General features: G+C 61.2%; 22 protein-coding genes and 2 tRNA genes. 11 read left to right on the forward strand and 13 right to left on the reverse strand.

Annotated features, from left to right (window positions below):
* Positions 1-10: 10 nt before the first annotated feature.
* Complete coding sequence (locus tag ACZ445_RS09460; protein WP_179030351.1) at positions 11-994, reverse strand: FecR family protein; 984 nt, start codon at positions 992-994, stop codon at positions 11-13.
* 6 nt (positions 995-1000) lie between these two features.
* Complete coding sequence (locus tag ACZ445_RS09465; protein WP_179030350.1) at positions 1001-1519, reverse strand: sigma-70 family RNA polymerase sigma factor; 519 nt, start codon at positions 1517-1519, stop codon at positions 1001-1003.
* Between the two features lie 201 nt (positions 1520-1720).
* Between ACZ445_RS09465 and ACZ445_RS09470 the strand changes: the two genes are divergently transcribed.
* The 5 genes from ACZ445_RS09470 to ACZ445_RS09490 all read left to right on the forward strand — a co-directional run bounded on the left by ACZ445_RS09470 (position 1721) and on the right by ACZ445_RS09490 (position 7072).
* Positions 1721-1796, forward strand: a tRNA-Val gene (locus ACZ445_RS09470).
* Positions 1797-1815: 19 nt separating this feature from the next.
* Positions 1816-1892: transfer RNA gene (locus ACZ445_RS09475), tRNA-Asp, on the forward strand.
* A 304-nt stretch (positions 1893-2196) separates the two neighbouring features.
* Positions 2197-3780 carry a BCCT family transporter gene (locus tag ACZ445_RS09480; RefSeq protein ID WP_179030349.1) on the forward strand — a complete coding sequence of 528 codons (1584 nt, stop codon included), beginning with the start codon at positions 2197-2199 and terminating at the stop codon, positions 3778-3780.
* Between the two features lie 27 nt (positions 3781-3807).
* A complete protein-coding gene (locus ACZ445_RS09485; RefSeq protein WP_310862805.1) occupies positions 3808-5814 on the forward strand; it encodes a CocE/NonD family hydrolase in 2007 nt (668 codons plus the stop codon).
* Positions 5815-6145: 331 nt separating this feature from the next.
* The gene (locus ACZ445_RS09490; protein WP_058427309.1) at positions 6146-7072 is read left to right on the forward strand and encodes a LysR substrate-binding domain-containing protein; all 927 of its coding nucleotides are present in this window, start codon (positions 6146-6148) and stop codon (positions 7070-7072) included.
* Positions 7073-7084: 12 nt separating this feature from the next.
* Here ACZ445_RS09490 and ACZ445_RS09495 read toward each other — a convergent pair whose 3' ends face one another.
* From ACZ445_RS09495 to ACZ445_RS09505, 3 genes are all read right to left on the reverse strand, one after another.
* Positions 7085-7207 (reverse strand): hypothetical protein, encoded by a 123-nt coding sequence (locus tag ACZ445_RS09495; RefSeq protein ID WP_256572963.1) that lies wholly within the window; start codon positions 7205-7207, stop codon positions 7085-7087.
* Positions 7208-7317: 110 nt separating this feature from the next.
* A complete protein-coding gene (locus tag ACZ445_RS09500; RefSeq protein ID WP_058427308.1) occupies positions 7318-8484 on the reverse strand; it encodes a catalase family protein in 1167 nt (388 codons plus the stop codon).
* Positions 8481-10289 carry a di-heme-cytochrome C peroxidase gene (locus ACZ445_RS09505; RefSeq protein WP_310862806.1) on the reverse strand — a complete coding sequence of 603 codons (1809 nt, stop codon included), beginning with the start codon at positions 10287-10289 and terminating at the stop codon, positions 8481-8483. Before ACZ445_RS09505 ends, ACZ445_RS09500 begins: the two co-directional genes overlap by 4 nt.
* Before the next feature lie 258 nt (positions 10290-10547).
* On the opposite strand from ACZ445_RS09505, the gene ACZ445_RS09510 reads away from it, so the two are divergent.
* The 4 genes from ACZ445_RS09510 (at position 10548) to ACZ445_RS09525 (ending at position 12887) form a co-directional block, all read left to right on the forward strand.
* Entirely contained in the window at positions 10548-11279 is a 732-nt protein-coding gene (locus tag ACZ445_RS09510) for an FKBP-type peptidyl-prolyl cis-trans isomerase (protein WP_028615781.1), read from the forward strand.
* Positions 11280-11626: 347 nt separating this feature from the next.
* Complete coding sequence (locus tag ACZ445_RS09515) at positions 11627-12085, forward strand: YkvA family protein (RefSeq protein WP_058427305.1); 459 nt, start codon at positions 11627-11629, stop codon at positions 12083-12085.
* Between the two features lie 92 nt (positions 12086-12177).
* Positions 12178-12519, forward strand: a complete 342-nt coding sequence (locus tag ACZ445_RS09520; protein ID WP_058427304.1) for a helix-turn-helix domain-containing protein — start codon at positions 12178-12180, stop codon at positions 12517-12519.
* The gene (locus ACZ445_RS09525; RefSeq protein WP_005786715.1) at positions 12516-12887 is read left to right on the forward strand and encodes a hypothetical protein; all 372 of its coding nucleotides are present in this window, start codon (positions 12516-12518) and stop codon (positions 12885-12887) included. The genes ACZ445_RS09520 and ACZ445_RS09525 overlap by 4 nt, the downstream gene beginning before the upstream one ends.
* Here ACZ445_RS09525 and ACZ445_RS09530 read toward each other — a convergent pair.
* Positions 12884-14653, reverse strand: coding sequence for a bifunctional diguanylate cyclase/phosphodiesterase (locus tag ACZ445_RS09530; RefSeq protein ID WP_310862807.1), 1770 nt, complete (start codon positions 14651-14653; stop codon positions 12884-12886). The genes ACZ445_RS09525 and ACZ445_RS09530 overlap by 4 nt on opposite strands.
* Positions 14654-14771: 118 nt before the next feature.
* Positions 14772-16853: a carboxy terminal-processing peptidase gene (locus tag ACZ445_RS09535; RefSeq protein ID WP_310862808.1), complete on the reverse strand. Its 2082-nt coding sequence runs from the start codon at positions 16851-16853 to the stop codon at positions 14772-14774.
* A 138-nt stretch (positions 16854-16991) separates the two neighbouring features.
* Here ACZ445_RS09535 and ACZ445_RS09540 point away from each other — a divergent pair, with 138 nt between their 5' ends.
* Complete coding sequence (locus tag ACZ445_RS09540) at positions 16992-17954, forward strand: zinc-binding dehydrogenase (protein WP_058427302.1); 963 nt, start codon at positions 16992-16994, stop codon at positions 17952-17954.
* Between the two features lie 126 nt (positions 17955-18080).
* Here the strand turns inward: ACZ445_RS09540 and ACZ445_RS09545 are convergent, their stop codons facing one another.
* The 6 genes from ACZ445_RS09545 to ACZ445_RS09570 form a co-directional block, all read right to left on the reverse strand.
* Positions 18081-18734, reverse strand: a complete 654-nt coding sequence (locus tag ACZ445_RS09545) for an HAD family hydrolase (RefSeq protein WP_058427301.1) — start codon at positions 18732-18734, stop codon at positions 18081-18083.
* Positions 18735-18765: 31 nt separating this feature from the next.
* A complete protein-coding gene (locus ACZ445_RS09550; protein ID WP_058427300.1) occupies positions 18766-19755 on the reverse strand; it encodes an ABC transporter ATP-binding protein in 990 nt (329 codons plus the stop codon).
* Complete coding sequence (locus ACZ445_RS09555; protein WP_058427299.1) at positions 19752-20552, reverse strand: ABC transporter permease; 801 nt, start codon at positions 20550-20552, stop codon at positions 19752-19754. The genes ACZ445_RS09550 and ACZ445_RS09555 overlap by 4 nt, the downstream gene beginning before the upstream one ends.
* Complete coding sequence (locus tag ACZ445_RS09560) at positions 20539-21375, reverse strand: ABC transporter permease (RefSeq protein ID WP_058427298.1); 837 nt, start codon at positions 21373-21375, stop codon at positions 20539-20541. The genes ACZ445_RS09555 and ACZ445_RS09560 overlap by 14 nt, the downstream gene beginning before the upstream one ends.
* Entirely contained in the window at positions 21372-22178 is an 807-nt protein-coding gene (locus ACZ445_RS09565) for an alkaline phosphatase family protein (protein WP_058427297.1), read from the reverse strand. Before ACZ445_RS09565 ends, ACZ445_RS09560 begins: the two co-directional genes overlap by 4 nt.
* A 185-nt stretch (positions 22179-22363) precedes the next feature.
* A complete protein-coding gene (locus ACZ445_RS09570) occupies positions 22364-23440 on the reverse strand; it encodes an ABC transporter substrate-binding protein (protein WP_058427296.1) in 1077 nt (358 codons plus the stop codon).
* A gap of 347 nt (positions 23441-23787) precedes the next feature.
* Between ACZ445_RS09570 and ACZ445_RS09575 the strand changes: the two genes are divergently transcribed.
* Positions 23788-24501 (forward strand): UTRA domain-containing protein, encoded by a 714-nt coding sequence (locus tag ACZ445_RS09575; RefSeq protein WP_058427295.1) that lies wholly within the window; start codon positions 23788-23790, stop codon positions 24499-24501.
* Positions 24502-24555: the final 54 nt, after the last annotated feature.

The following is a 24555-nucleotide window of genomic DNA, read 5'->3' on the forward strand; positions in this document are numbered from 1 at the left end:
ATGCGAATAATTATTTATTGGGCTGTGTCTGGGGGCTGACCATGATCAGCCAAGGGGTGTAGGCCTGCACCTGGATCGGCAATGTTTGCGCCAGCAACTGCAGGGCCTGATCGCTGTTGTCCAGCGGGATCACTGCAGACACGCGCAAGCCTTGCAGCGCATGGCGATCGAATTGCACGCGACCAGAGCGATGCCGGGCGATCTCATCCAGTACCTCGGGCAGGGGCCGGTTCTCTACCACCAATTGGTGGCGGCGCCAGGCCTCGTTGATGCTGCCCGGGTCGACAGTGCCGGCCAGGCGTACCTCGTTCGAGTGCATGACGGCCTGCGAGCCCGCGTCGACTTCCAGCGCTTGCTCGCCATTGGCGCTGCGTGCTGCCACGCGGGATTCGAGCATGCTCAGCACCGTGACATCCCCTTTACGCGTGACCACAAACCGCGTGCCCAGCGCCCGCAATGTGCCTTGAGGCGTCTGCACCACAAACGGCCGCGTGGCGTCGTGGGCGACCTCCACCAGAATCTCGCCTTGCAGCAATTCGATACGGCGCTGTTGGCCATCGAAATGCAGGTTTGCCGCGCTGATACCATTGAGTCGCAGTGTGGAACCATCCGCCAGTTGCAGGGTTTGCCACTGGCCCGGACCGTTGCGCACATCGGCCATCCACTGTTGGGGATAAGGGCTGAGCAGCAGCGCCGCAGCAGGTATCGCCAGGCTGCACGCCAACACCAGCGCGCGTACGGCGCGCTTGCCGCGACGGTTTTTGGGCTGTGCAAACGCAGCGTTCAACGCCGCCCGGGCCGGGGCTTTTTTGCCGCGCAGGGCCTGCATGCGGCAGATGACGGCCTCCATGCGGGCGGCGGCCGCGGCGTGCTGTGGGCTTTGCTGTTTCCAGCATTCGAACGCCAGTCGCTGGGCTTCGCTCAGTTCGCCGTCGTGCAGGCGCAGCAGCCATTCGGCGGCTTGTTCTTCGATATGTGGGTGGGCGTGCGACATGCTCGATCAAGTGTCCATGCTGTGGCTGCAGTGCATGAGCGCCTGGATCAGGTATTTGCGCACTGTGCGTTCCGATAATTTGAGCTGTCGGGCGATTTGCTGCTGGGTCAGTTCTTCGAGGTAATACAGCACGAATGCCTGACGCGAGTACTCGTGCATGCCTTCGAGGATAAACGCGATCTGTTCGAGGGCTTCGAGGGTGGTGTGGATCTGCTCCGGTGATTGGAATCCCTCAAGCGCATCCATGGTGAGGGCCAGTTCATGCAAGTAGGCCTGCTCAATCTGCTTGCGCCGTGCCTGGTCGATGATCAGGCGCCTGGCCGTGGTGCTCAAGTAAGCCCGGGGTTCGCGGATGCCGGCCACCGATTCGCGCGCGTTCAGGATGCGCGCAAAGGTATCCTGCGCCAGGTCGGCGGCATTCTGGCGGCAGCCCAGTTTGCGTCGCAGCCAGGTGAGCAGCCAGCCATGATGCTCGCTGTAGAGCTGGGTAATTTCCCGTTGGAATGGCGGTTCACCCACAGACATAGGCGTGACTCAGGCGTTATTGAGAATAGTTTTTAATTGTGCGGTCTAGTCGCCGGTAAATGCAATAGACTCGCGTTTGGGGGCACAGAACCCCGTTTTTGCTGGGTTTTGTCATTAGCGAGAAAATATTTCAAATAAAGTGCATTTAAATCAAGACATTGCGGATTTTTGGTGTATGATGCCGCCCACACCGAAAGTGAAGGGTGATTAGCTCAGCTGGGAGAGCGTCTGCCTTACAAGCAGAATGTCGGCGGTTCGATCCCGTCATCACCCACCATTCGCTTCAAGTGTTACGCGCAGCGGTAGTTCAGTCGGTTAGAATACCGGCCTGTCACGCCGGGGGTCGCGGGTTCGAGTCCCGTCCGCTGCGCCATATTCGGTCACCTGGAACGCTGAACGCCAGGTACCCCTAAGAAGCCCGCTCATTGAGCGGGCTTTTTTTCGTCCGCGATTTGACCTCCCTTGCCTTGACGTTGTGCACTGCCTCTTCGCCCTGAACTGTGCTGGTGCGTCATGACGTGAGGGAATACCCCCATGCACATTGGTCGATTGCACCCCTTGCCGCTTAAACGTTTATCTATAGCCACGCGAAGACTTCCAGGCGAGTCATCGGCAGCAGGACGCTGCGGTGCCCGCTCTCCAACACAAAAAATAGTCTGCAAGGGGAATGGCTCTAGATGAAATATCCACTGCGTCCGTTGGTGTTCTGGCCAACTTTCCTGATCCTGCTGGCGGCGGTGATCGCCAGCTACGTTGACCTGAATGCGTTCCTGGCGATCAGCAAACAGCTCAACAACCTGATCCTGAAAAACTTTTCCTGGCTGTTCAGCGCCGGCTCGTTTGCCATGGTCGTGCTGACCGCCATCGTCTACTTCTCCGCGCTGGGCAAGGTGCGTATCGGCGGTGAAGACGCGCAACCGCTGCTGAGCAAATGGCGCTGGTTCATGGTGGCGCTGTGCACCACGCTGGCGGTGGGCGTGCTGTTCTGGACCACCGCCGAACCGCTCTACCACCTGTACGGCCCGCCCACCAGCTTGCCAATCGAGGCTGGCAGCGCAGCGGCGAAGAGCTTTGCCATGTCGACGATGTTCCTGCACTGGACCATCACGCCCTACGCGATCTACCTGGTGCCCTCGCTGGTGTTTGCGCTGGTGTTCTACAACCGTCGCAGCAATTTTTCCATCGGCGCCATGCTTGAACCGTTGCTCGGTGAAGCGCGGGTCCGGCGCTATGCCGGGCTGATCGACACCCTGGCGATGTTCGCTTTGGTCGCCGGTATGGCCTCATCCCTGGGCACCGGCGCGCTGACCCTGGCTGGTGGCCTGGCCCAGTACATCGGCGGTGAAACCACGCCGTTCCGCCTGGCTATCATTATTGCAATCATCGTCGTCACCTTTGTCGCCTCGGCCGCCAGTGGCCTGCAAAAAGGCATTGTGATGCTGTCTTCGTTCAATACCTGGATCATGCTGGCCCTGGGGTTGTTCGTGCTGTTGTGCGGGCCGACCCTGTACATGTTCAGCCTCGGCGTCGAATCCCTCGGCGTCTACCTCGACACCTTCTTCAGCCGCAGCCTGTTCACCGGCGCTGCCAGTGGTGACACCTGGCCGCACAGTTGGACGGTGTTCTACTGGTCGGTGTGGTTTGCCTGGGCGCCGGTGAGTGCGCTGTTCCTCGGCAAGATCGGCCGTGGCTATACCGTGCGCGAATTCATCCACATCAACATGCTCTACCCGGCGTTGTTCACGGCGGTGTGGATCTGCATCTTCTCCGGCACCAGCCTGTATTTCGATGCGCTGGGCGACGGCAGCCTAAACCGTGTGCTCAACGAGCAGGGTGTGGAGCACGTGCTGTACCAGATGTTCCAGCAGTTGCCGGCCAGCGGCCTGATGATCGCGTTCCTGCTGTTCGTGGCGTTCATCTCCTTTGTCACCGCGGCAGACTCCAGCACCGATGTGATCGCCAACCTGTGCAGCAAGGGCGTGACCGCCGATTCCGACCTCGACGGCAACCCGCTGTTGAAGATTGTCTGGGGCCTGATCATCGGTACGGTGTCGTGGGTGATGGTCGCGTTTGTCGGCGTGGACGGGGTGAAGATGCTCTCTAACCTCGGCGGTTTGCCGGGCATGATCCTGGTGTTGCTGGCCAGTACCTCACTGATCTTCTGGTTGAAAAACCCCGCATTGCTGGATGTGAAACGCCTTCAGCGGACACCTGAAACGGAACTGCGTGGCGCCAGCCCGCTGCCGGAATTCGCCCGCTGATCGATTGAACCGCTGTTGGAGTTACTGATGGAAATCGTCACTGAGTTTACTTACACCGTGCGCGAGATCGAGCACTGCCTGATCCCTTTGAAGGATGGCACCCAACTGGCCGCCCGCATCTGGCTGCCGCAAGTCGCCGACCCGCAGACCTTCCCGGCGATCCTGGAATACCTGCCGTACCGCAAGCGCGATGGCACGGCGGTGCGTGATGCGCTGACCCACCCGTGGATGGCGGGGCAGGGCTATGTGTGCGTACGCGTCGATATGCGCGGCAATGGTGAGTCCCAGGGCCTGATGGCCGATGAATACCTGTTACAGGAACAGGAGGACGCCCTCGAAGTGATCGATTGGCTGTGCCGGCAGCCTTGGTGCGACGGCAACGTCGGCATGATGGGCATCTCCTGGGGCGGCTTCAACGGCCTGCAAGTCGCGGCGCGCCAACCCGAGGCGCTGAAGGCAATCATCACACTGTGTTCCACCGATGACCGCTTTGCCGACGACATCCACTACAAGGGCGGTAACCTGCTGATGGAGAACTTCGGTTGGGCCGCCACCATGCTCAACTTCAGCGCGGCGGTGCCCGATCCGCTGTTGGTCGAGGACTGGAAAAGCCTCTGGCACCAACGCCTGGACGCCATGCCGTTGCTCGCCGAAACCTGGCTGCAGCACCAGACCCGCGATGACTATTGGCGCCATGGCTCAGTGTGCGAGGACTATGCGCAAATCAAGGCTGCGGTGTATGCGGTGGGCGGCTGGGGCGATGCCTACCGCAATACCGTATCGCGCCTGATGGAAAACCTGCCAGGGCCGAAGAAGGCCATGATCGGCCCGTGGATTCATAAATACCCGCATTTCGCCGTGCCCAATCCGGCCATCGGCTTTCTGCAGGAGGCCAAACGCTGGTGGGATCACTGGCTCAAAGGTGTGGATAACGGCGTGATGGATGACGCAGCGTGCACCTTTTACCTACAGGATATTCTGCCGCCGAAGGGCAGTTATGCCGAACGGCCGGGCGTCTGGGTACAGACTGCCGGCTGGCCGGACCCTCAGGTGCAATGGACCGATTTCAGCCTTGGCGAACATGGCCTGACTCCTGGGGCACAGCCTTTGGTCACGCCGCGCAGCATTTTCTCGCCGCTGACCACGGGCCTGCACCAGGGCGAATACTGCGCCATCTGGTTTGGCCCCGATGGCCCGACGGATCAGCGCCGCGATGACGCGAACTCGCTGTGCTTCGATTCCCAACCGCTGACCGAGCCATTGGCGTTGCTGGGCGATGCTCGCCTCAAGCTGCGCCTGGCGAGTGACACGGCCTGCGGCCAATTGGTCGCCCGGCTGAATGCCGTGGCACCGGACGGGCAGGTGACGCAGATCAGTTATGGCGTGCTCAATCTCACGCTGCGTGAAGACTTCTCCCGCGTAACAGCTGTAGTCCCGGGGGAAGCGATGGACGTGCATCTAAACCTCGATCACATCGGCATGCGCCTGCCGGCGGGCTACCGTCTGCGGCTGGCCCTGAGCACCGCCAGTTTCCCGTTGCTGTGGCCGAGCCGCGAGCTGACAACGTTGACCTTGCTGCCGACCCTGCAAAGCCTGCAATTGCCGGTGTTCAACGGCGCTGCGGTTGACTGTCCGTTTGAGGCGCCGCAATCGGCGACGCCAGTGGCGATGGAAGTGCTGCGCGCCGCCGCGCCGAAACGCACCCTGATCGAAGATGTGGGCAGTGGCGAAGTCTGCGTGAAGATCGAAGACGACCTGGGCGCAGTGCGTTTTACTGATCACGGCTTGTCGGTCGACCAACGTTGCACCGAGCAATACCGCACCTTGCCTTGGGACCCGCTGTCGACGCGGGCCGATATTCAATGGCACTACCGTGTCGGTCGTGACCAGTGGACCGTGGAGGTGGAGAGCCATTTGAGCGTGCACGCCGATGCCGAGTGGTTCTACATCGAAGCGGAGCAGACAGCCTGGGAAAACGGCCAGTTGGAACATCGTCGGCAATGGAGCAAACGCGTGGCGAGGGTCGCGCTGTAAGCGCTGTTCTTTCACGGTCAGGCGATCAGTACCCTGTGGCGAGCGGGCTTGTCCCGCGTTGGGCTGCAAAGCAGCCCCAAAACCAGAGCCGAAGACTGCACGGCTCAGCGCATTGCGCCTTCCAGGGTCGCTTCGCAACCCAACGCGGGACAAGCCCGCTCGCCACAGCTACAGTGTTCGCCCTTAATGGAGGGGTATCAGCCCGATATGGCCGGTTTTTCAACGACCTTGAAAGGGCTGGCTGTAAGCGGGCAACTGGCAGGATGCTTGCCATCGTGATCGCTGCGGGCCTGGGACAACCCGGGGCTCATCATTGCCAATGGAACTGCTCATGTCGCGCCGAAACGTCGATCTTCCACCGCTCAACTGCCTGCAGACGTTCGAAGCGGCTGCCCGCCATTTGAGCTTTACCCAGGCCGCCCATGAACTGAACCTGACCCAGAGCGCGGTCAGCCGTCAGGTCAAGCGCCTTGAAGAGGACCTGGCCCGCCCGCTGTTTTATCGACTGGCCCAGGGCCTGAGCCTGACGCCCGCCGGTGTGCGTTACTTCCGTACCATCCAGCGTCTGTTGCGCGAGCTGGATCGCGAGTCCGCCGAGTTGCGTCGGCGTGGCGCCGACCGCCAGTTGACCCTGGCCAGCACCCCCACCATCAGTACGATCTGGCTCGCCGGCCTGTTACCGCAATTCCAGCGCGAACACCCGGACCTGGACATTCGCATCCTGTGCAGCGAAAGCCCCAGCCATCTGGACGTCAGTGAATATGACCTGGGCCTGTTCTATCACCTGGATGAACTGGCCGCGCCCCATGGCCTCGAGCTATCGCCGGTGTTCGACAGCGAGCAGGTCATTACCGTGTGCAGCCCGGTCTACCTCGAACACCACGGCCCGATTCGCGATATACACCATTTGCTGCATGCCCACACCTTGCTGATCGTGGAGGACCACTACCACGATTGGCTGACCTGGGCCGATTGGTTCACCGATGCCGGTGCCGACTATTACACCCCGCGCCACGCGTTGCGGACCAACAGCTATCAACTGCTGATGCAGTCGGCGGTGATGGGCCACGGCGTCGCACTGGGCTGGAAGAGTCTGCTGGAAGACGATCTGGCGTCCGGGCGCCTGCAAATGGCCTTGCCTCATACCATGCACAGCCGGGGCCGCCTGCATCTGATGCAACCCCACCACCGCAACCCGCCGTCGGCTGCGCGCAGTTTTCGTCAATGGTTACTGGCCAAGGCTGCCGAGGTCGAGTGATCTGGCTGAAGGTCAACGTTGGCCGGTTTTTTTCTTGCGCGTCTGACGCGTCGCCAAGTGCTCGAAACAAAAAGACGCGGTGCCGAACACTGCAATCAGGGTGAGTACGAGCATGCCGAGGGTTGAGCTTTCCACGGTGGTTTCCTACAGGTGATGGAGTAGGTCTTCACGGTAGAGGCGGGGCGAAAGCGGCTCAATAGACCCGACGCAATCCTTATGCGGGCGGGCCTATTGTTACGCACTTTTTACGGGGCGTTGCGGCTGTGGCGGTAATCGCTGACTGCTTCATACACCGCCTTGCGCAAGCGGTTGATGCCGCCGATGGGGCGATGTTCCGCTACACCGAACCAGGGGTTGAACGACTGGTTGTCGCACGCGAGGTTCTGCTCGGGGGTATCGAAGTCCTGCGCCGGGATCCGCACCTTGGCCACCGTCTCATACGGCGCGTCGCTTTCCTTCCACTCGATGCTGGTGTCTTCGATGGGCATGAATTTCTGCGGGTTCTGCCGCTGGATCTGCAGCACGAAACACGCCGGCACGCGATCCGTAGACAACTGCTGGCTCAAGGCGCTGCGCAGGAAATTCGGCAGGTCTTGATTCTGTTTGGGCAGTGCGTATTCCGGGCAACTCTGTGGGTCGGGGGCCACGCGGAACTTGGCGTTGGCCGTGCCGAACTTGTAGGGCGAGACCGAAAAGTAGGTGGTCTGTGTCGGGCTCGCCGGTGCTGGCGCCAGAGTCGCCAGGGCGATAAACAGGTGACGGACCTGCCAGGTGCGCGGGTCGACCTTGGGGAAGAACGCCAGGACTTTCTTGCCATCCGCCTGGGCGCCGATGTTCTGTGCGTACTCCGCCACATCACTGACAAAGAAGTTCGGGTGGCTGAACATCACGAAGTCCTGTTCAGTGCGGGTCTGCTGGTCGGCCAACAGTTGCTTGCCCGGCACGTTCAACAACTTGAGGGCCATGCCCCGGGCATCGCGGATGCTGTCGAATTGCGGGTAGGCGTTGCCGTTGGACAACCGCATCAGCGCCTGCCAGGTCTTGCCCGGTTCGGCGAACACGCCCTGGCGCAGCGCCGGATCAAGGTCGGCCATTACGCTGACTTCGGCTTTCACGCAGCCATGGGCCTTGGCGTGGGCATCGCGCAGGTAGCGCGTGCCTTCGCGGTGTTGGTCGACGATGCGTACCGCCGTCTGGATGATGCCTTGGGTCATCGCGGCTTCGCCGGGCGGAACCTGCTCATTCGGCGACACCGGCCCGCTGTGCTGCCAGGCATACCAGGCGGTGGCGGCCAGCCAGCCGAGCAGGCCGAGGCCCACCAGCCACAGCAGGGTCTTGCCGAGAAACGCACCGATGCGCAGCCACAGGCGGGCGAGCAGGGAAGGTCGGTCGTAGGGGGATCGAATCATCATGGCAGTTGTTGCTCCAGCGGGCCGCCCAGCACTTTGAGGTATTCCAGCAGCGCCCAGCGTTCCTGCGGTTGCAGGCCACGGCCGATCACGCCATTGCCACGTTGCCCGGCACGGAATTCGTGGCCGCTGTTGTGGTTGCCGGTGATTTTGGTATCGAACAGGAACGCATTCTTAAAGGCCGCCGTTTCGAAGCCGAGATGGCGCGGGTCGTAGTTGAAGGTGCCTTTATAGAAGGTGGTGCTGCGCTCGTCCTGGGGCGAGAGCAACTGGTAGATCGTCGGCACCGAGCCGTTGTGCAGGAACGGCGGTGTGGCCCACACGCCGGCCAGCGGCCGTGCCTTGTAGGCGCGCAGCTCGCGCACGCCGATGGGCAAGCCGTAGCCATCCAGGCGCGGACGCTCGGCCGGGGTCACGCCGGCGGCGCGGTAGGCGTGCTCTTCGACAAAGGCGGTGACGTAGGCGAGGCCCTTGGCCACGGACATTTTCTTCAGGTCCAGCGGTTCGGTCGGCGTCGGGTGCAGCTCGACATTGAGCTTGGCCAGTTCCGCCGGGTCCCATTGCAGGGCACTGAGGTCGTAGCGCTGGTCGGCAATGTTGCTGGCGGTGCCAGGGTCAGTGCCGATGTAGTCCACCGCCAGCATTTTGAGCGCCTGCACCGGGCGGCCATTTTCCTGGGTGACGCTGGGCACATGGCAGCCGGCGCAGTTTTCCGCGAACAGTGCACGGCCTTGGGCGGCGAGGGGCTTGTCGATGGCGCCGAACAGGTCCTCGGGCCAGGTCGGCGGCTTGAGGCGCTGCAAGGTTTCTTCGATCAGGTTGAGGTCACGCACGCGCACACTGGACGGGTAACGCGCATCGCCCTGGAGCGGCTGGCCGGCGGCGTCGAAAAAGCTCAGTGTGGCGCCGACACCCAGGGCCTCACCGATATTGCGGGCCATGGGTTGCTGGGCCGAACCGTTCCATTGCACCCAGTCGAAGGTCCAGATATCCCACAACTGCGGGTAGTCCACCGGCGCGTTGGCGACGCGATAATTGTCGGGGGAAATCGCATCGCCAAAGCTGGCGTTGGCGATACGGCCAAAGGCGTCGGTACGGCCCGGGCCTTCTTCGGTGGGGTAGAGGCCGCGATGGGTGTCGTTCCAGGCCACCTTGAGGAACTGGTTCAGCGACTGTTTGAAGTCCTGGCGCAGTTGTTTGTGCTCGGCGTCGTAGCGATCGCCGAGCACTTGGCGGGCGAAACGCTCGAACTTCCACGGGTTGTAGTAGGTGGCGGCGAGGCTGGCGACCAACGCCTGGCCGAAACTGCCGCCGCGCAGGGTCGGAACGCTGGAGGGCAGTACATGCTGGGCCGAACCGCCGTCGATGCGCAGGGCCTGGCCCTTGAAATGCAGCTCGCCGGTATGGCAGGCGGCGCAGGTGATATCCAGGTATTCGACGTTGCTGCCGGTGTTTTTATGCCGGGCGAAACCCACGGGCAAGTTGCCGGGGTTTTGCGCGGTGGGCACCTGCTTGGGGTCGACCAGGAAGCCGAAGCGCGCCAGATAGTCGGGCGTGGCAAAACGTCGCTCGGAGAACGGCAACTCCAGGGCGGTGAACCAGTCGTAGTGCAGGCCTTTTACTTGCGTGCCCTGGGGCGTGAAGTAATAGGTCTGGCGGTCGGCGGCACTCCATTGATCCTGGTAGTGCACCTGCTCCACGGGCACGTAGTCCGGCAGCTTGGGGTTGGCGGTGTAATAGAGCACCACGGCCAAGACGATGCAGAGTAGGGCGAATATCAGCAGTAAAACACGGGAAAAAATGCGCAAGATGGCTATCCTTGTCTCGGCCTTGTCGAGTGGTCGCGTTGTTATGCCACTACGCCACAAGTGCGGCAAGTGGCCATGAGCCTGGTAGTAGGCGGTCCCGCGATCCTTCGCGGGGCCCCATCATGAATGAAAATGCTTTTAAACACGTGAACTTATCGGAAGTTTCCTGCTCACATGCCGGTAGCCATTGGTCGTGGCCGCCTGATAAGCTCGCGACTTTATTCGAATGCCCTTTTGGCGCATGAACAAGGAAATAGCATGAAACAGCATCGGTTGGCGGCGGCGGTGGCCCTGGTTAGCCTGGTACTTGCGGGTTGTGATTCGCAGACCAGCGTAGAGCTGAAAACCCCGGCGCAGAAAGCTTCCTACGGTATCGGCCTGAACATGGGCAAGAGCCTTGCCCAAGAAGGCATGGATGACCTGGACTCCAAAGCTGTAGCCCAGGGCATCGAAGATGCCGTCGGCAAAAAAGAGCAGAAGCTCAAAGACGACGAACTGGTTGAAGCGTTTGCCGCACTGCAGAAGCGTGCTGAAGAACGCATGACCAAGATGAGCGAAGAGTCGGCAGCCGCCGGCAAGAAATTCCTCGAAGACAACGCCAAGAAAGACGGCGTCGTCACCACCGCTTCCGGTCTGCAGTACAAGATCGTGAAGAAGGCCGATGGCGCCCAGCCCAAGCCAACCGACGTGGTGACTGTTCACTACACCGGCAAGCTCACCAACGGCACCACCTTTGACAGCTCCGTGGATCGCGGCAGCCCGATTGACCTGCCGGTCAGCGGTGTGATCCCGGGTTGGGTCGAAGGCCTGCAACTGATGCACGTGGGCGAGAAGGTCGAGTTGTACATTCCTTCCGACCTGGCCTACGGCGCACAGAGCCCGAGCCCGGCGATTCCAGCCAACTCCGTGCTGGTCTTCGACCTGGAGCTGCTGGCCATCAAGGACCCAGCCAAGGCTGACGCGCCTGCTGCACCAGCCGCCAAGAAGTAATCGGCGCCTGAACATACAACGCCCCGTCTCGACGGGGCGTTGTTGTTTCTGGGGGCAGCAGGCACCTGAATGTGGGAGGGGGCTTGCCCCCTCCCACATTAGAGCCTGGCGAATTCAAACGAACGTCTGCAGCCGGTAACAGTCTGATATAAGACTCGAGTACGGGTAGCCGCTCATCAACGCCAAGTCAATGAAATCTTGGGTTTTTTTTCAGTGCGCAAAAAACGCCCGATCTGACTGCAAGCCTTGTACTACGTGGCTTTCAGCCCGGAAAATAGGCTCTGTTCACAAGGTTATCCACAATTTGTGTGGATAACCTTTTATGTCGCCTGGAACTGGAGTGACGAATGAAACCACCCTTCAATTTCACCCGTTTCCTGCCTATGGCCGCACGTCTCCTGGGGCGCGGGCGCTTGCCGACGCTGTTGTTTGCGGTCGCCGCCAAAGGCTCGAGCCAAGGCAACCGCCTGGGCAAGCTCAAGGATGATCTCAAGTTGCTCCAGGCCCTGTGCCTGGCTTACTGGCGCGGTGAGTACCGGGCGATCAGCCCCAAGGCGCTGATCTCGGTGGTGGCGGGGCTGATGTATTTCCTCAGCCCGATTGACGCGATCCCGGACTTTATCCCGGTGTTCGGCATGCTCGATGACATTGCCGTGCTGGCATGGGTCATGAAGACCCTGGACGGTGAACTGAGCGCGTTTCGCGCCTGGCGCGAGGCGCAGCGCCCGGAAAAGCTCGCCGTGGTTGAGCGCCTGCCTGCGACGCCCGCGCTGCTGGCCCAGGAAAACCCGCAAAAAAACCCATGACATGGCTATCCCCTGCGACCTTTGTGGCTGTTAGGATTACACTCCTAAGGAAAGAGCTTACTTAGTAAGTGCAGTTATCCTACGGGGCAGTCATGGATATTCAGATAATTTCACGTAATGGCGAACCCGAATACGCGGTGTTGCCATGGGATCAGTACCAGGCGCTGCTAAAAGCTGCCGGTCAGCAACAGCCTACGCTACCTCCTTCCTCATCGACTGCCCAAGCCGCCCCTGCACAGGACCTGCGCCCGCTCGCCGACCTGCGCGGCTTGCGCGAAGCCAAGGGCCTGGCGATCGAGACCCTGGCCCGCACCGTGGGCATCAGCCCCTCATATCTTGGATTGATTGAAAGTGGTGAACGCCAGCCGGATGCCGCGATCCGCCGCAGCCTGGCCTGGGAATTGGGCGTTGCAGGTTGGAGGGATGAATCTTGAGCCTACGTATCAGCCGTCAACACTGGGATGGGTTACTCAACGAACTGGACCAGGCGCGCCGCCAACGCCATTTGCTGACTTACCGTGCGCTGCTGGAGCGCCTGCAATTTCCCACCCCGGCCATGCAGACCCTGGCCGCCGCCCTGGAACACCTGGCGGCGCTGGACGCCAAGGCCGAGCAGCCATTGCGCAGTTCGCTGGTGATCAGCCAGGGTGCCAGCCGTTTGCCGCGTACCGGTTTCTTCGAGTGCGTGGAGCGCCTGGGGCGTTTCAGCGGGCCGTCCGATGGTGTGGCCGCCGCCTCCTGGCACGCGTCGGAAGTGGTGCGGGTGTTTGAATACGAGTATCCCGAGTCCGCCGAGGCCTAAAGCGCCTGGGAGAGTGCGTCCATGCTGTCGATCACGTGGATGCTGTAGCCGGCCATATCCTTGGCATGGTGCTTGGCCTGCGACGCCAACTCCGCCAACTGGCTGGCATCGAGTTGTCCACAGGCCTGTGGATATAAATGCACCACCCCGATGGACAGCGACAGCAGTGCAAACTCCTGGCGCACGCCCTGTCGGTTCAACGCCACGAAACAGCCGGCCTCCAGATGCTCGGCGCGGTAGAAGCGCCGGCATTGGGTATGGAAGTCATCCAGCAGTTGGTTGAGCCGCTTGCGCCAATCCTGTGGGCCGAGCACCAGCAAAAAGTCATCGCCGCCGATATGCCCGACAAAGTCGCGGCTGGGATCGACACGGTCGTTCAGGCACTGCGCCAGGCACAGCAACACCTCATCCCCACGCCCATAGCCGTAGATATCGTTGAACGGCTTGAAGCTGTCGATATCCACGTAGCAGATCACCGATTCGCGCTGCTGTTGCAGCAGGCGTGTGAGGCACTGCTGGATCGGCACGTTGCCGGGCAGCAGGGTCAGTGGATTGGCGTAGCGCGCCTGCTGGATCTTCAGCTCGGTGATCAGCTTGAGCACATCGATCACCCGGCCCAGGCCCAGGTAATCGCCATTGAGGGTGATGATGAAATCTTCTTCGATGCGTTGCCGCGCACGGCTGGTGAGCAGGCGGCTCACCTGTTGCAGCGACTGGCTCAACTCCACCGCGAGGAAATCGGTGCTCATCAAGCGGCTGATGGGCTTGCGCGCAAACAGGTCGGTGGCGAACGGCTTGAGCAGCGCATCCGACAGCGAATGCCGGTGCACGATACCGACTGGGTGGCCACGGCCGTCCAGCACTGCCAGGGAATTGAGGTTGGCCTGGCGGCGGAACGCTTCGAGTACCTGGGCGGTGGCGGTGTCTTGATCCACGGCCGGCTGTTCGCTCAGCAGGGCGCTGAGGTCGCTGCCTTCGTCGTTCAGCGCCACGTTGGCGCTGTCGGGCTTGGGCAGCATCAGGCGTGCTTCCTGCGGCGGTTGCTCCTGGGGACGGCAGAGCAGGTAGCCCTGGACCAGGTCTACGCCCATCTCGGTGAGCACCGCCAACTCTTCGGGCAATTCGATGCCCTCGGCGATCACCTGGGCGCGTGACGCCTTGGCGATCTGCAGGATGGAGCCGACAAACTCGCGCTTGAGTGCATCCTGATGGATGCCGTCGATAAAGTGCCGGTCGATCTTCACGTAATCCGGGCGCAGCTCCGACCACAAGCGCAGGCTGGAATAGCCGGCACCGAGGTCATCCAAGGCAATCGAGAACCCCATGTTGCGGTAGTGGTGCAGGGCGGTTTGCAACAGGTCGATATCGTTGGTGGGGGTTTGCTCGGTGAGCTCGATCACCACCTGGCTCGGTGGAATGCCGTAGTCGTGCAGCAGTTGCAGGGTGCGCCCCGGTTGGTGCGCGGTTTCCATCAGCGATTGCGGCGAGACGTTGAGGAACAGCTTGCCCGGCAGCTTCTGCTCGCTGAAGCGTCGACACGCGCTTTCGCGGCAGGCGATCTCCAGTTCACTCAGGCGTCCTGCCTGGCTAGCCACGGAGAACAGGGCGACGGGGGAGTGCAGCGGGCTGTTGGACGGGCCGCGGCTGAGGGCTTCGTAGCCGAGAATACGCCGTTCAGACAGGCAAATGATCGGTTGGAACAGGCTGTGCAAACTGCCTTGAGCCAGGATAGAGCCCAGTGCATTCAGCTGTTCGGTCATGGTCATGGCGATCTCGATCGAAAAAAAAGGACCGCAGGCTTGAAACCTGCGGTCCTTCATTTCACGACAGAATGATGTCTATATGATGACACTCCAGGGAGCGATCACATTAAATCGCCATCATTTACTGCTTGGCCACCTGCTTGCTGATCTTCAGGTAGTCCAGCAGGATCCGGCCGGTCTCGGCCAGGTAAGCGTCGTCTTCCGGCTTGGTTTTTTCCGCTTCGGCCGGCAGCGCGTCCTCGTCTTCTTTCTTCAGCTCCTTGAGTGGATCCTCACCCTTGGCCTTGCGGCGGATGTTTTCCAGTACGAGTTGCTTGTTTTCGATGTCGGCGTGCTGCGCGCGGCGGTCCACTTCGTTGAGGCTGACGGTTTTTTCTTCCATCAGCTTCTTGGCCAGGGCCAGCTTGTCGCGGATGAACACGAACTCGGCATCCTTGGCGGAGCGGGTGTCGTGGTCAGCTTTCAACTGCGTCAGGAACGGCTTGAACGGATCCGACGCCGGCTTGATCGCCGGGCGGATGGTGTCCCACGGCATGGCTTCCGGCAGGGCGCTTTCGCCGATTTCCTTGGTGTCGATGATCGACGGGAAATCGATGTCCGGCAGTACACCCTGGTGCTGGGTGCTCTGCCCGGAAACCCGGTAGAACTTGGCCAGGGTCAGTTTCAGCTCACCATGGTTCAGCGGCTGGATGGTCTGCACGGTGCCCTTGCCGAAGGTCTGGCCGCCGATGATCAAGGCGCGGTGGTAGTCCTGCATGGCACCGGCAAAAATCTCCGAAGCCGAGGCCGAGAGGCGGTTGACCAGCAAGGCCATCGGGCCTTTGTAGAAGGCGCCCGGGTTCTCGTCTTCCAGCACGTCGACACGGCCATCGGCGTTGCGGACCAGCACGGTCGGGCCTTTGTCGATAAACAGGCTGGTCAGTTCGGTAGCTTCCTGCAGGGAGCCGCCGCCGTTGTTGCGCAGGTCGATGACCACACCGTCGACTTTTTCCTTCTGCAGTTCGGTGAGGATTTTCTTCACGTCGCGGGTGGTGGACTTGTAGTCCGGGTCGCCGGCACGGAAGGCCTTGAAGTCCAGGTAGAAGGCCGGGATTTCAATCACGCCCAGCTTGTAGTCCTTGCCATCCTGCTTGAGGTTGAGGACTTTCTTCTGCACGGCCTGGTCTTCGAGCTTCACCGCTTCACGGGTGATGGACACGATCTTGCTGGTCTGGTCGTTCGGTGCATTGGTGTGCGGAATCACTTCCAGGCGCACCACGCTGCCTTTCGGCCCACGGATCAGCTTGACCACTTCGTCCAGGCGCCAGCCGACCACGTCAACCATCTCTTTGTCGCCCTGGGCCACGCCGATGATCTTGTCGGCCGGAGCGACCTGCTTGGTCTTGTCGGCCGGACCTGCCGGTACCAGGCGCACGATCTTGACCTGGTCATTGTCGCTTTGCAGGACGGCACCGATGCCTTCCAGTGACAGACTCATGTTGATATCAAAGTTTTCTGCGTTATCTGGTGACAGATAATTGGTGTGCGGGTCGTAGGACATCGCGAAGGTGTTGATGTAGGCCTGGAAAATATCTTCGGCACGGGTCTGGTCCAGGCGCGCCAGTTGGTTCTTGTAGCGCTTGGTCAACAGCTCCTGGATGGCCTTGGGCTCTTTGCCGGCGATCTTCAGGCGCAGCACTTCGTCCTTGACGCGTTTGCGCCACAGGTCGTCAAGCGCGGCGGTGTTGGTCAGCCAGGGCGCGTCCTTGCGGTCCACCAGAAGGTTTTCCTTCTGGGTGAAGTCGAGCTTGTCGACGCCTTTGCCCAGCTCACCCAGGGCGAAGTCCAGACGCGCTTTGACGCGGTCCAGGTAACGCTTGTAGATGGTGAACGCAGGCTGCAGGTCGCCGCTCTTGAGGAAGTCGTCGAACTGGGTCTTCCACTTGTCGAACTCAGCGATATCGCTGGCCAGGAAGTAGCTGCGCGACGGATCCAGCAGCTTGAGGTAGCTGTCGTAGATGATCACCGAGCGAGCGTCGTCCAGCGGCGGCTTGCTGTAGTGATGACGCTTGAGCAACTCGACGACGTTAAGGCTGGCAATCACCTCATCGCGATCAGGTTGAAGATTGTCCCAGCTGTTGGCTGCGAACGTATTGGTCGACATCGACGCGAAGCCGAGACCAATGAATAGAGCGAGGGCGGTGCTGGGGAACAGATGCTTCATGCTGATTCGACGCGGGGGCAATTGATAACGCATATTAGGCCGTCTTTGAGGGAGCCGGTTCCATATGGTCCGGTCGCATAATGCAAAAAGCCCGGCGATACAGCTACGGGCTCAGTCCAGACTCACTATGGAGGCACTGTGAAAGCATTGCAAGGCGTTGACGGTCATGTGGAGTGGTTGGAAGAACCCAGTCCTACTTGCGATGTAGGGCAAGTCCGTATTCGTGTGGCGGCAGCGGGCCTCAATCGCGCCGATTTATTGCAGCGTGCCGGGCTCTATCCGCCGCCACCGGGTGCCAGCCACGTGCTGGGCCTGGAGTGTTCCGGGGTGATCAGCGAAGTGGGCGCCGGCTCGTCCTGGCAAGTCGGTGACCGGGTTTGCGCACTGCTCGCCGGTGGCGGCATGGCCGAAGAAGTGGTGGTGGATGCGCGGCATGTGCTGCCGGTGCCGGAAGGCCTGTCGCTGGTCGGAGCGGCGGCGCTGCCTGAGGTGTACAGCACGGCGTGGCTCAATCTGTTCCAGTTGGCGGGCCTCAAGCCTGGCGAAAAAGTGCTGCTGCATGCCGGCGCCAGTGGCGTGGGCTCGGCGGCGATCCAGCTGTGCAAGGCGTTTGGCAGCCCGTGCTGGGTCAGCGTCGGCTCGGCGCAGCGCCTGACCTATTGTGAGGAACTCGGCGCCCAGGGCGGCGTGGTGCGCACCGACGGCATCGAAGGGCTGCGGGATTTCGGGCCGTTTGACGTGATCCTCGACCCGGTCGGCGGCAACTATGCAGCGCTGGACCTCAAGCTGCTGGCCCTCGATGGTCGTTGGGTGTTGATCGGCTTGATGGGCGGGCGTGACGCGCAACTGGACCTGGCCCAGGTGCTGGGCAAGCGCATTCAATTGCTGGGCTCGACCTTGCGCAGCCGCAGTGACCAGTTCAAGGCCGACCTGTTCAGCGACTTGAGCCAGCAGGTGTGGCCGCTGTTTGTTGAAGGGCGGCTGAGCCCGCAGTTGGCCAGGACCTTTGCGATCAAGGATGCCGAAGCAGCGTTTGCCGAGTTGGCGACCAACCGGATTTCCGGGAAGCTGGTGTTGGTGATTGACGAAAGCCTGAGCTGAATTGTAATGCGTTTAATAATGTGGGAGGGGGCTTGCCCCCGATGACAGTGGGACAGTGAAGAATTCTTCATCTGACACACTGTCATCGGGGGCAAGCCCCCTCCCACATTTTTGATCTCGGCTCAATCAGACCCAGTGATGGATCGGCCAGCCGGCTTTTTCGGCATGCTCGCGCAACACCGGATCCGGGTTCACTACCTGTGGATGCTCCACCTTCAGCAACAACGGCAAATCATTGCGCGAATCCGAGTAGAAATACGCGCCGTCCAGCGTTTCACCTTCCTGCTCCAGCCACTCCAGCAGGCGGGTGATCTTGCCTTCACGGTAGGTCAATACACCCTCGGTATGGCCGCTGTACACGCCGTGCTTCACTTCAAGGTTGATCCCCAGCACCTCATCAATACCGATCCGCGCCGCAATCGGGGTGACCAAGTGCGTGCCCGAAGCGGAGATCACCAGGATCCGGTCGCCATTCGCACGGTGGCGGGCGATGGTCTTGGTGGCGTCGCTGTAGATCAGCGGCTCGATCACGTCCTCGACCCAGGGCTCCACCAGATGCTCGATTTCCTCGGGCGTGCGGCCGATCATCGGCTCCAGGCTGAAGTCCATGAAGTCTTCCATCTTCAACTGGCCCTGGCTGTAGGCTGCCATCAGCTCGTCGTTCCGGCGCATGAACGACTCAGGGTCGACCCAGCCCAGGCGGCCCATCTGCTCGCTCCACAGGGTGGCGCAGTCGCCGTGGATCAGGGTGTCGTCCAGATCAAAAATTACCAATGCCATCCGTCACGCTCTCTCAATAAATCGTCGCTGCTCAGGCTACTTCACACAGGGCGCTTGGGTCGATGGAAAGTGCCAGGCGTTGCCCGTCCGGGTGCAGGTCGTCGGCCGAGCGGTTGAGTACGTCCACCACCAGTTCCACGCCACGCGCTTCGATGCGGTAGCGGATCACGTTGCCCAGCAGACTGTGGCTGCGTACCAAGGCGTCCAACTCGCCATTGCGGCTCAGCTCGATGGCCTCCGGGCGAATGGCGATACGGCTGTTGATCGGGCGTTGCAGCAATTGGGTGGCCTTGTCGGCGTCCAGCAGGTTGTAGTTACCGATGAACCCGGCGGCGAACACGTCCACCGGCGCGGTGTAGAGCGTCTCGGCATCGCCGCTCTGCACGATCTTGCCCTGGTTCATCAGGAAGATCCGGTCGGACATGGTCAGGGCTTCTTCCTGGTCATGGGTCACGAAGATCGTGGTCAACCCCAGCTCGCGCTGGATCTGGCGGATCTGCTCGCGCAGGTGCTTACGGATTCGCGCATCCAGTGCCGACAGCGGCTCATCCAGCAGCAGCAGGCGCGGGCGCGTGACCAGGGAGCGGGCGAGGGCCACGCGCTGGCACTGGCCGCCGGACATCTGGTGCGGGTAGCGGCCGGCGAGCTCCTTGAGTTCCACCAGTTGCAGCACGTCCTGCACGCGCTTGTGGCTGTCGTCGGGGTTGACCTTCTGCATGCGCAGGCCAAAGGCGACGTTCTGTTCCACGGTCATGTTGGGGAACAGTGCATAGCTCTGGAACACCATGCCGATATGACGTTTCTGCGGGCTCAGCGGGACGATGTCTTGCCCATCCAGCAGGATTTTCCCACTGTCCACCGAGGTCAGCCCGGCGATGCAACGCAGCAGCGTGGACTTGCCGCAACCGGAAGGGCCGAGCAAGGTGACGAACTCACCCTTGGCGATTTCGCAGTTGATATCGCTGAACACCGGGGTGCCGGCGTAGCCTTTTTGCAGGTGTTGGACGCTGACGAAGCTCATTGGCTTTTGTCCTTGTTCAAGATATTGGCGGCCCAGGTCAGCACCAGCACAAAGAAGAAGTAGGAAATCACGACGGCACTGGTGAAGTGGCCGCTGCTATTGCGCATGTTGTTCAGGTACACCTGCAGGGTTTCGTAGCGCGTACCCACGAGGATGTTGGCGAACACGAACTCACCGAACAGGAACGAGAACGACAGCAACAGCGCCACCATCAAGCCTTTGCGCAAGTTCGGCAGCACCACCAGGATCGCCGCCTGCCAGGTGCTGGCGCCGAGTAGTTGGGAGGCGTCCATCAGGTCGCGCAGGTTGATCGCTTGCAAGTTGTTGGTGATCGCCCGGTACATGAACGGCAGCGCGACGGTGAAGTAGCAGCCGATCAGAATCCACGGCGTGCCCACCATCGCAAAGGGCCCGGAGCCATACAGTTGCAGCAGGCCCACCGACGACACCACCGGCGGCACCGCGAAGGGCAGCAGGATCAGGATGTTCATCAGCGCATCGAGCTTGGGAAAGTGGTAATGCACCACGAACAGCAGCGGCAAAATCAGCACAACCGACAGCACCAGCGCGCCGACGCACACCAGCAGCGACTGCCCGAAGGCCATCAGGAAGCGCGGGTCGCTCCACAGCTGCACGTACCATTTCACCGTGAAACCGGCGGGCAGGATGGTCGCCGACCAACTGCTGGCGATGGAGTAGACGAAGGTGCCCACCAACGGCAGTACCAGGATTGCAAATAACAGGTACACCACCACGCGGTGGTAGAGGGAGGCCGGGCCGGCTTCAGCGCGAGACATGGTAGCTCCTCTTGAGCAGCAGTTGATGGACCACGGTAACCACGGTCATCAGTGCCACCAGCACCACGGCCAGGGCGCTGGCCAGGTTCGGGTCAAGGGACACGTCACCGGACACCAGCCCCGCGATACGGATCGGCAGCACGTTGAAGTTGCCGGTGGTCAAGGCGTAGACCGTGGCGTAGGCGCCCAAGGCGTTGGCCAGCAGAATCACGAATGTACCGAGCAGGGCCGGGGTGAGCACCGGCAGGCCGATATGCCGCCAGAACTGCCAGCCGTTCGCGCCCAGCAGCGACGCCGACTCGCGCCAGTCTTCGCGCAGCGCATCGAAGGCCGGGTACAGCAGCAGTACACCGAGGGGAATCTGGAAGTAGGTGTAGAGAATGATCAAGCCGGTCTTCGAATACAGGTTGAAGTCCTGAATGAGCCCCGCCTGCTTGAGCATGAGGGTGATGCTGCCGTTGAAGCCCAACAGGATGATGAAGGCGAAGGCCAGGGGCACGCCGGCAAAGTTGCTGGTCATGTTGGCAAAGGCGGTGACGAAGTTGCGCAGCGGCGAATCCACCCGGCGCAGGGAATAACTGCCGAGGGTGGCGATGATGATGCCGAACACGCTGGAGTAGAAGCTGATCTCCAAACTGAACTGGATGGCTTGCAGGTAGAACTTCGAGCTGAAGATCCGCGTGAAGTTTTCCAGGCCCCAACCGGCTTCTTCGGTTTGCAGGCTGTTGATCAACACCCATACCAGCGGGGCGATTTCGAACACGATAAAGAACAGCGCGAAAGGCACCAGGCACAGCAGCGCCAGCCATTTGCCACGGGTCATTTCAGCAACTCCCGGCATACAGGTTTGTCGTGGGGAACGCCCAGCAGTTCGCAGACGGTGCCGCACAGGTCGGTCTGTTTCGGAGCGGCGCGGGTGTCCAGGCTGAACGCATCGCCCAGCACAAACAGCGGCACTTCCCGTTCCTCGGGCAGCAGGCCGTTGTGGGAGCGGTCGTTGTTCATGCCGTGGTCGGCGGTCACCAGTACCTGGTAACCGGCGTCGAGCCAGGCTTGCAGGTAATCGGCCAGGATGATGTCGGCCGAGCGTGTGCTGTTGCGGTACTGCGGGGTGTCGAGGCCGTGCTTGTGGCCGGCGTCGTCGATATTCATCGGGTGCACCACCAGGAAGTTCGGCGCGTGCTTGAGGCGCAGGCTTTCGGCGTCGGCGAACAGATGGGAGTCCGGGTAGTGGTCATTCCAATAGAAATGCCCGTGCTGGATCGCCAGCGTCTTGTCGTCGGTATGACGGTCGCGGGCGGCGACGAAGGGCGTGCGGTTATACAACTCGCTGACCCAGTGGTAAGCCGCCGCTGCCGTGGTCAGGTCGGCGTCGGTGGCGTAATGGAAAATGCTGCGCTGGTTGGACAGGCGCGAGACGTTGTTGTGGACGATACCGCTCTGGATTGGTGGTACGCCGGTGAGGATGCATTCATACAGCGGGCGGGACAGGGCGGGCAGTTCACATTCCAGTTTGTACAGGGCTGCGCGTCCTGCGCCTACATAGGCCTGCAAGTGCCCCATGGCGTGCCGCGCAACCTCGAAGTTGAGGCCGTCGAGCACGACAAGGATGACATTGTGCTTCATGGGGGCTGGGGCTCCGCAACAGATGGTTCGACTCGGTATGAACTTGGGGCTGGGTCAACTGTGGGAGGGGGCTTGCCCCCGATAGCGGCGTGTCAGTTTGAATACCTGTCACTGATCCACCGCCATCGGGGGCAAGCCCCCTCCCACATTGGATCTCCAGTGGAGTCCAATGTGGGGTGGCAGATTTATTTCATCTCTACGATGACCTGCTCGTTCCACAGCTGAGGCAGCTTCTTGGACGTGGCTTCCCAGGCATCGGCATCCTTGATCGGCTGCGGGTTGGCCTTGGTGTACTGCTCCCCCGGGATCAGGTTCTTGGCGATATCGGCCGGCAGTTTCAGGTCGGTTTCAGCGCGGATCGGACGCGCATTGCCCTTTGCCAGGTTGAGTTGGCCGGCGTCGCTGAAGATGTATTCGCGGGTCAGCTTGGCGGCGTTCGGGTGCTTGGCGTATTTGTTGATGAGGGTGGTGTAGCCGGATTTCACCGAGCCATCCGATGGGATCAGCACCACGTAGTCATCCGGGTTGGCCATCTTGGCCTTGTAGCTCAGGCCGTTGAAGTCCCAGACCACGCCCACTTCGACTTCGCCTTTTTCCATGGTGGCGATGGTCGGGTTGGACAGCGAGAGACGGCCTTGCTGGGCGATCTTGGTGAAGAATTGCAGGCCGGGGGCGATGTTCTTTTCGTCACCTTTATTGGCAATGGCGGCCGCCAGCACGCCGTTGGCCGCTTGCGCTGCGGTGCTTACGTCACCGATGGAAACCTTGTATTTGCCTTTCTGCAGGTCAGCCCAGCTGGTCGGCACTTCAGAGCCGTGCAGCAGCTTTTTGTTGACGATAAACGCGATGGTGCCGGTGTAGGCCAGGGCCCAGTGACCGTCTTTGTCCTTGGCCCAATCCGGGACCTGGGCCCAAGTGGAAGGTTTGTACGGCTGGGTGACTTCCTGCTTCACCGCAATCGGACCGAACGCCGCGCCCACGTCGCCGATGTCGGCGCTGGCGTTGTCTTTTTCAGCCTTGAACTTGGCGATTTCCTGGGCCGAGCTCATGTCGGTGTCGATGTGCTTGAGGCCGTAGGTCTTGGTCAGGTCCTCCCAGGTGCCTTTCCAGTTGGCCCAGTCATCGGGCATGCCGACGCTGTTGACTGCGCCTTCTGCCTTGGCGGCAGCTTCCAGGGTTTTTAGATCGGTATCAGCGGCCATGGCGGCGGTGCACATGGCAATGGTCGAGCCTAACAGTGATGCCAGGAAAAGCTGTTTCATCCGAAGCTCCTTTGGGCGTTTTCAACGCGGCGGTTGTTTCTGCGGTGTTGTTGGTCTAGGTCAGAGCAATACCTGAGCCAATCTAGGCTCGATGGATGACAGTTTCATGTCGATGTCGTTTTTAAATCGTTGATGTCGCTTGTCGCAGAGTGAGCGTAGACCATGCTCAAGCGCCCGCAGGGATTGGACTTGGCCGATGTATTGCAGGGTGTGCTGCGACGACTGCACACGGGCTGTCATCTGTCGGTCATCTGTACTACCTAGGCTGGCACTCAACCGTGCAAGCCCATTTACGCAGCGGTTTGTGCACCTTGTCGGTGCTGGTCTAGTCCAGATAGGTAACGTTGATGCGTGATGAGGCAATCAAGGCGGTGACATCCATCGGCCTGGCGCTGCAAGAGCAGATCGACCACGGCCTGTTGCCGCCTGCCAGCAAACTGCCCGCCGAGCGCAAGCTCAGCGAGTTGTTCGGTACCACCCGGATTACGGTGCGGGAAGCCTTGTTACAACTGGAAGCCCAGGGGCAGATTTATCGCGAGGAGCGGCGCGGCTGGTTTGTCTCGCCGCCACGGCTGGCCTACAACCTGATGCAACGCAGTCACTTCCACGCGATGGTCAGCGACCAGGGGCGGGTGGCTTCCACCGAGGTCATCTCCGCGCGGTTGCAACCGGCGTCGGCGGCGGTGTGTGCGTGGTTGCAGTTGCCGGCACTGTCGAGCGTGATCCAGATCTGCCGGGGGCGGCGCATCGATGGGCGACTGGTGTTGTATGTGGAGCACTACCTGAACCCGCAGTATTTTCCGGGGATCCTGGGGTGTGACCTGAATCAGTCGATGACCGAGTTGTATGCGCGCAAGTACGACCTGCACTACGGGCGGGTGCGTTTCGAGATCGTGCCGACGTCACTGCCGGTGGAGGCCGCCGCAGCGTTGCGCGTGTCGGTGGGCAGCCCGGGCTTGCGTATCGCCCGGGTCAATTATGACCAGCACCAGCGGTTGATCGACTGCGACCTGGAGTTCTGGCGGCATGATGCGATTCATGTTGGCGTGGATGTGCTGTGAAAGGGGTGATTGAGCCAGTTTCCTGTGGTGAGCGAGCTTGTTGTGGCGAGCGGG

This window comes from Pseudomonas allii, from assembly GCF_055380095.1.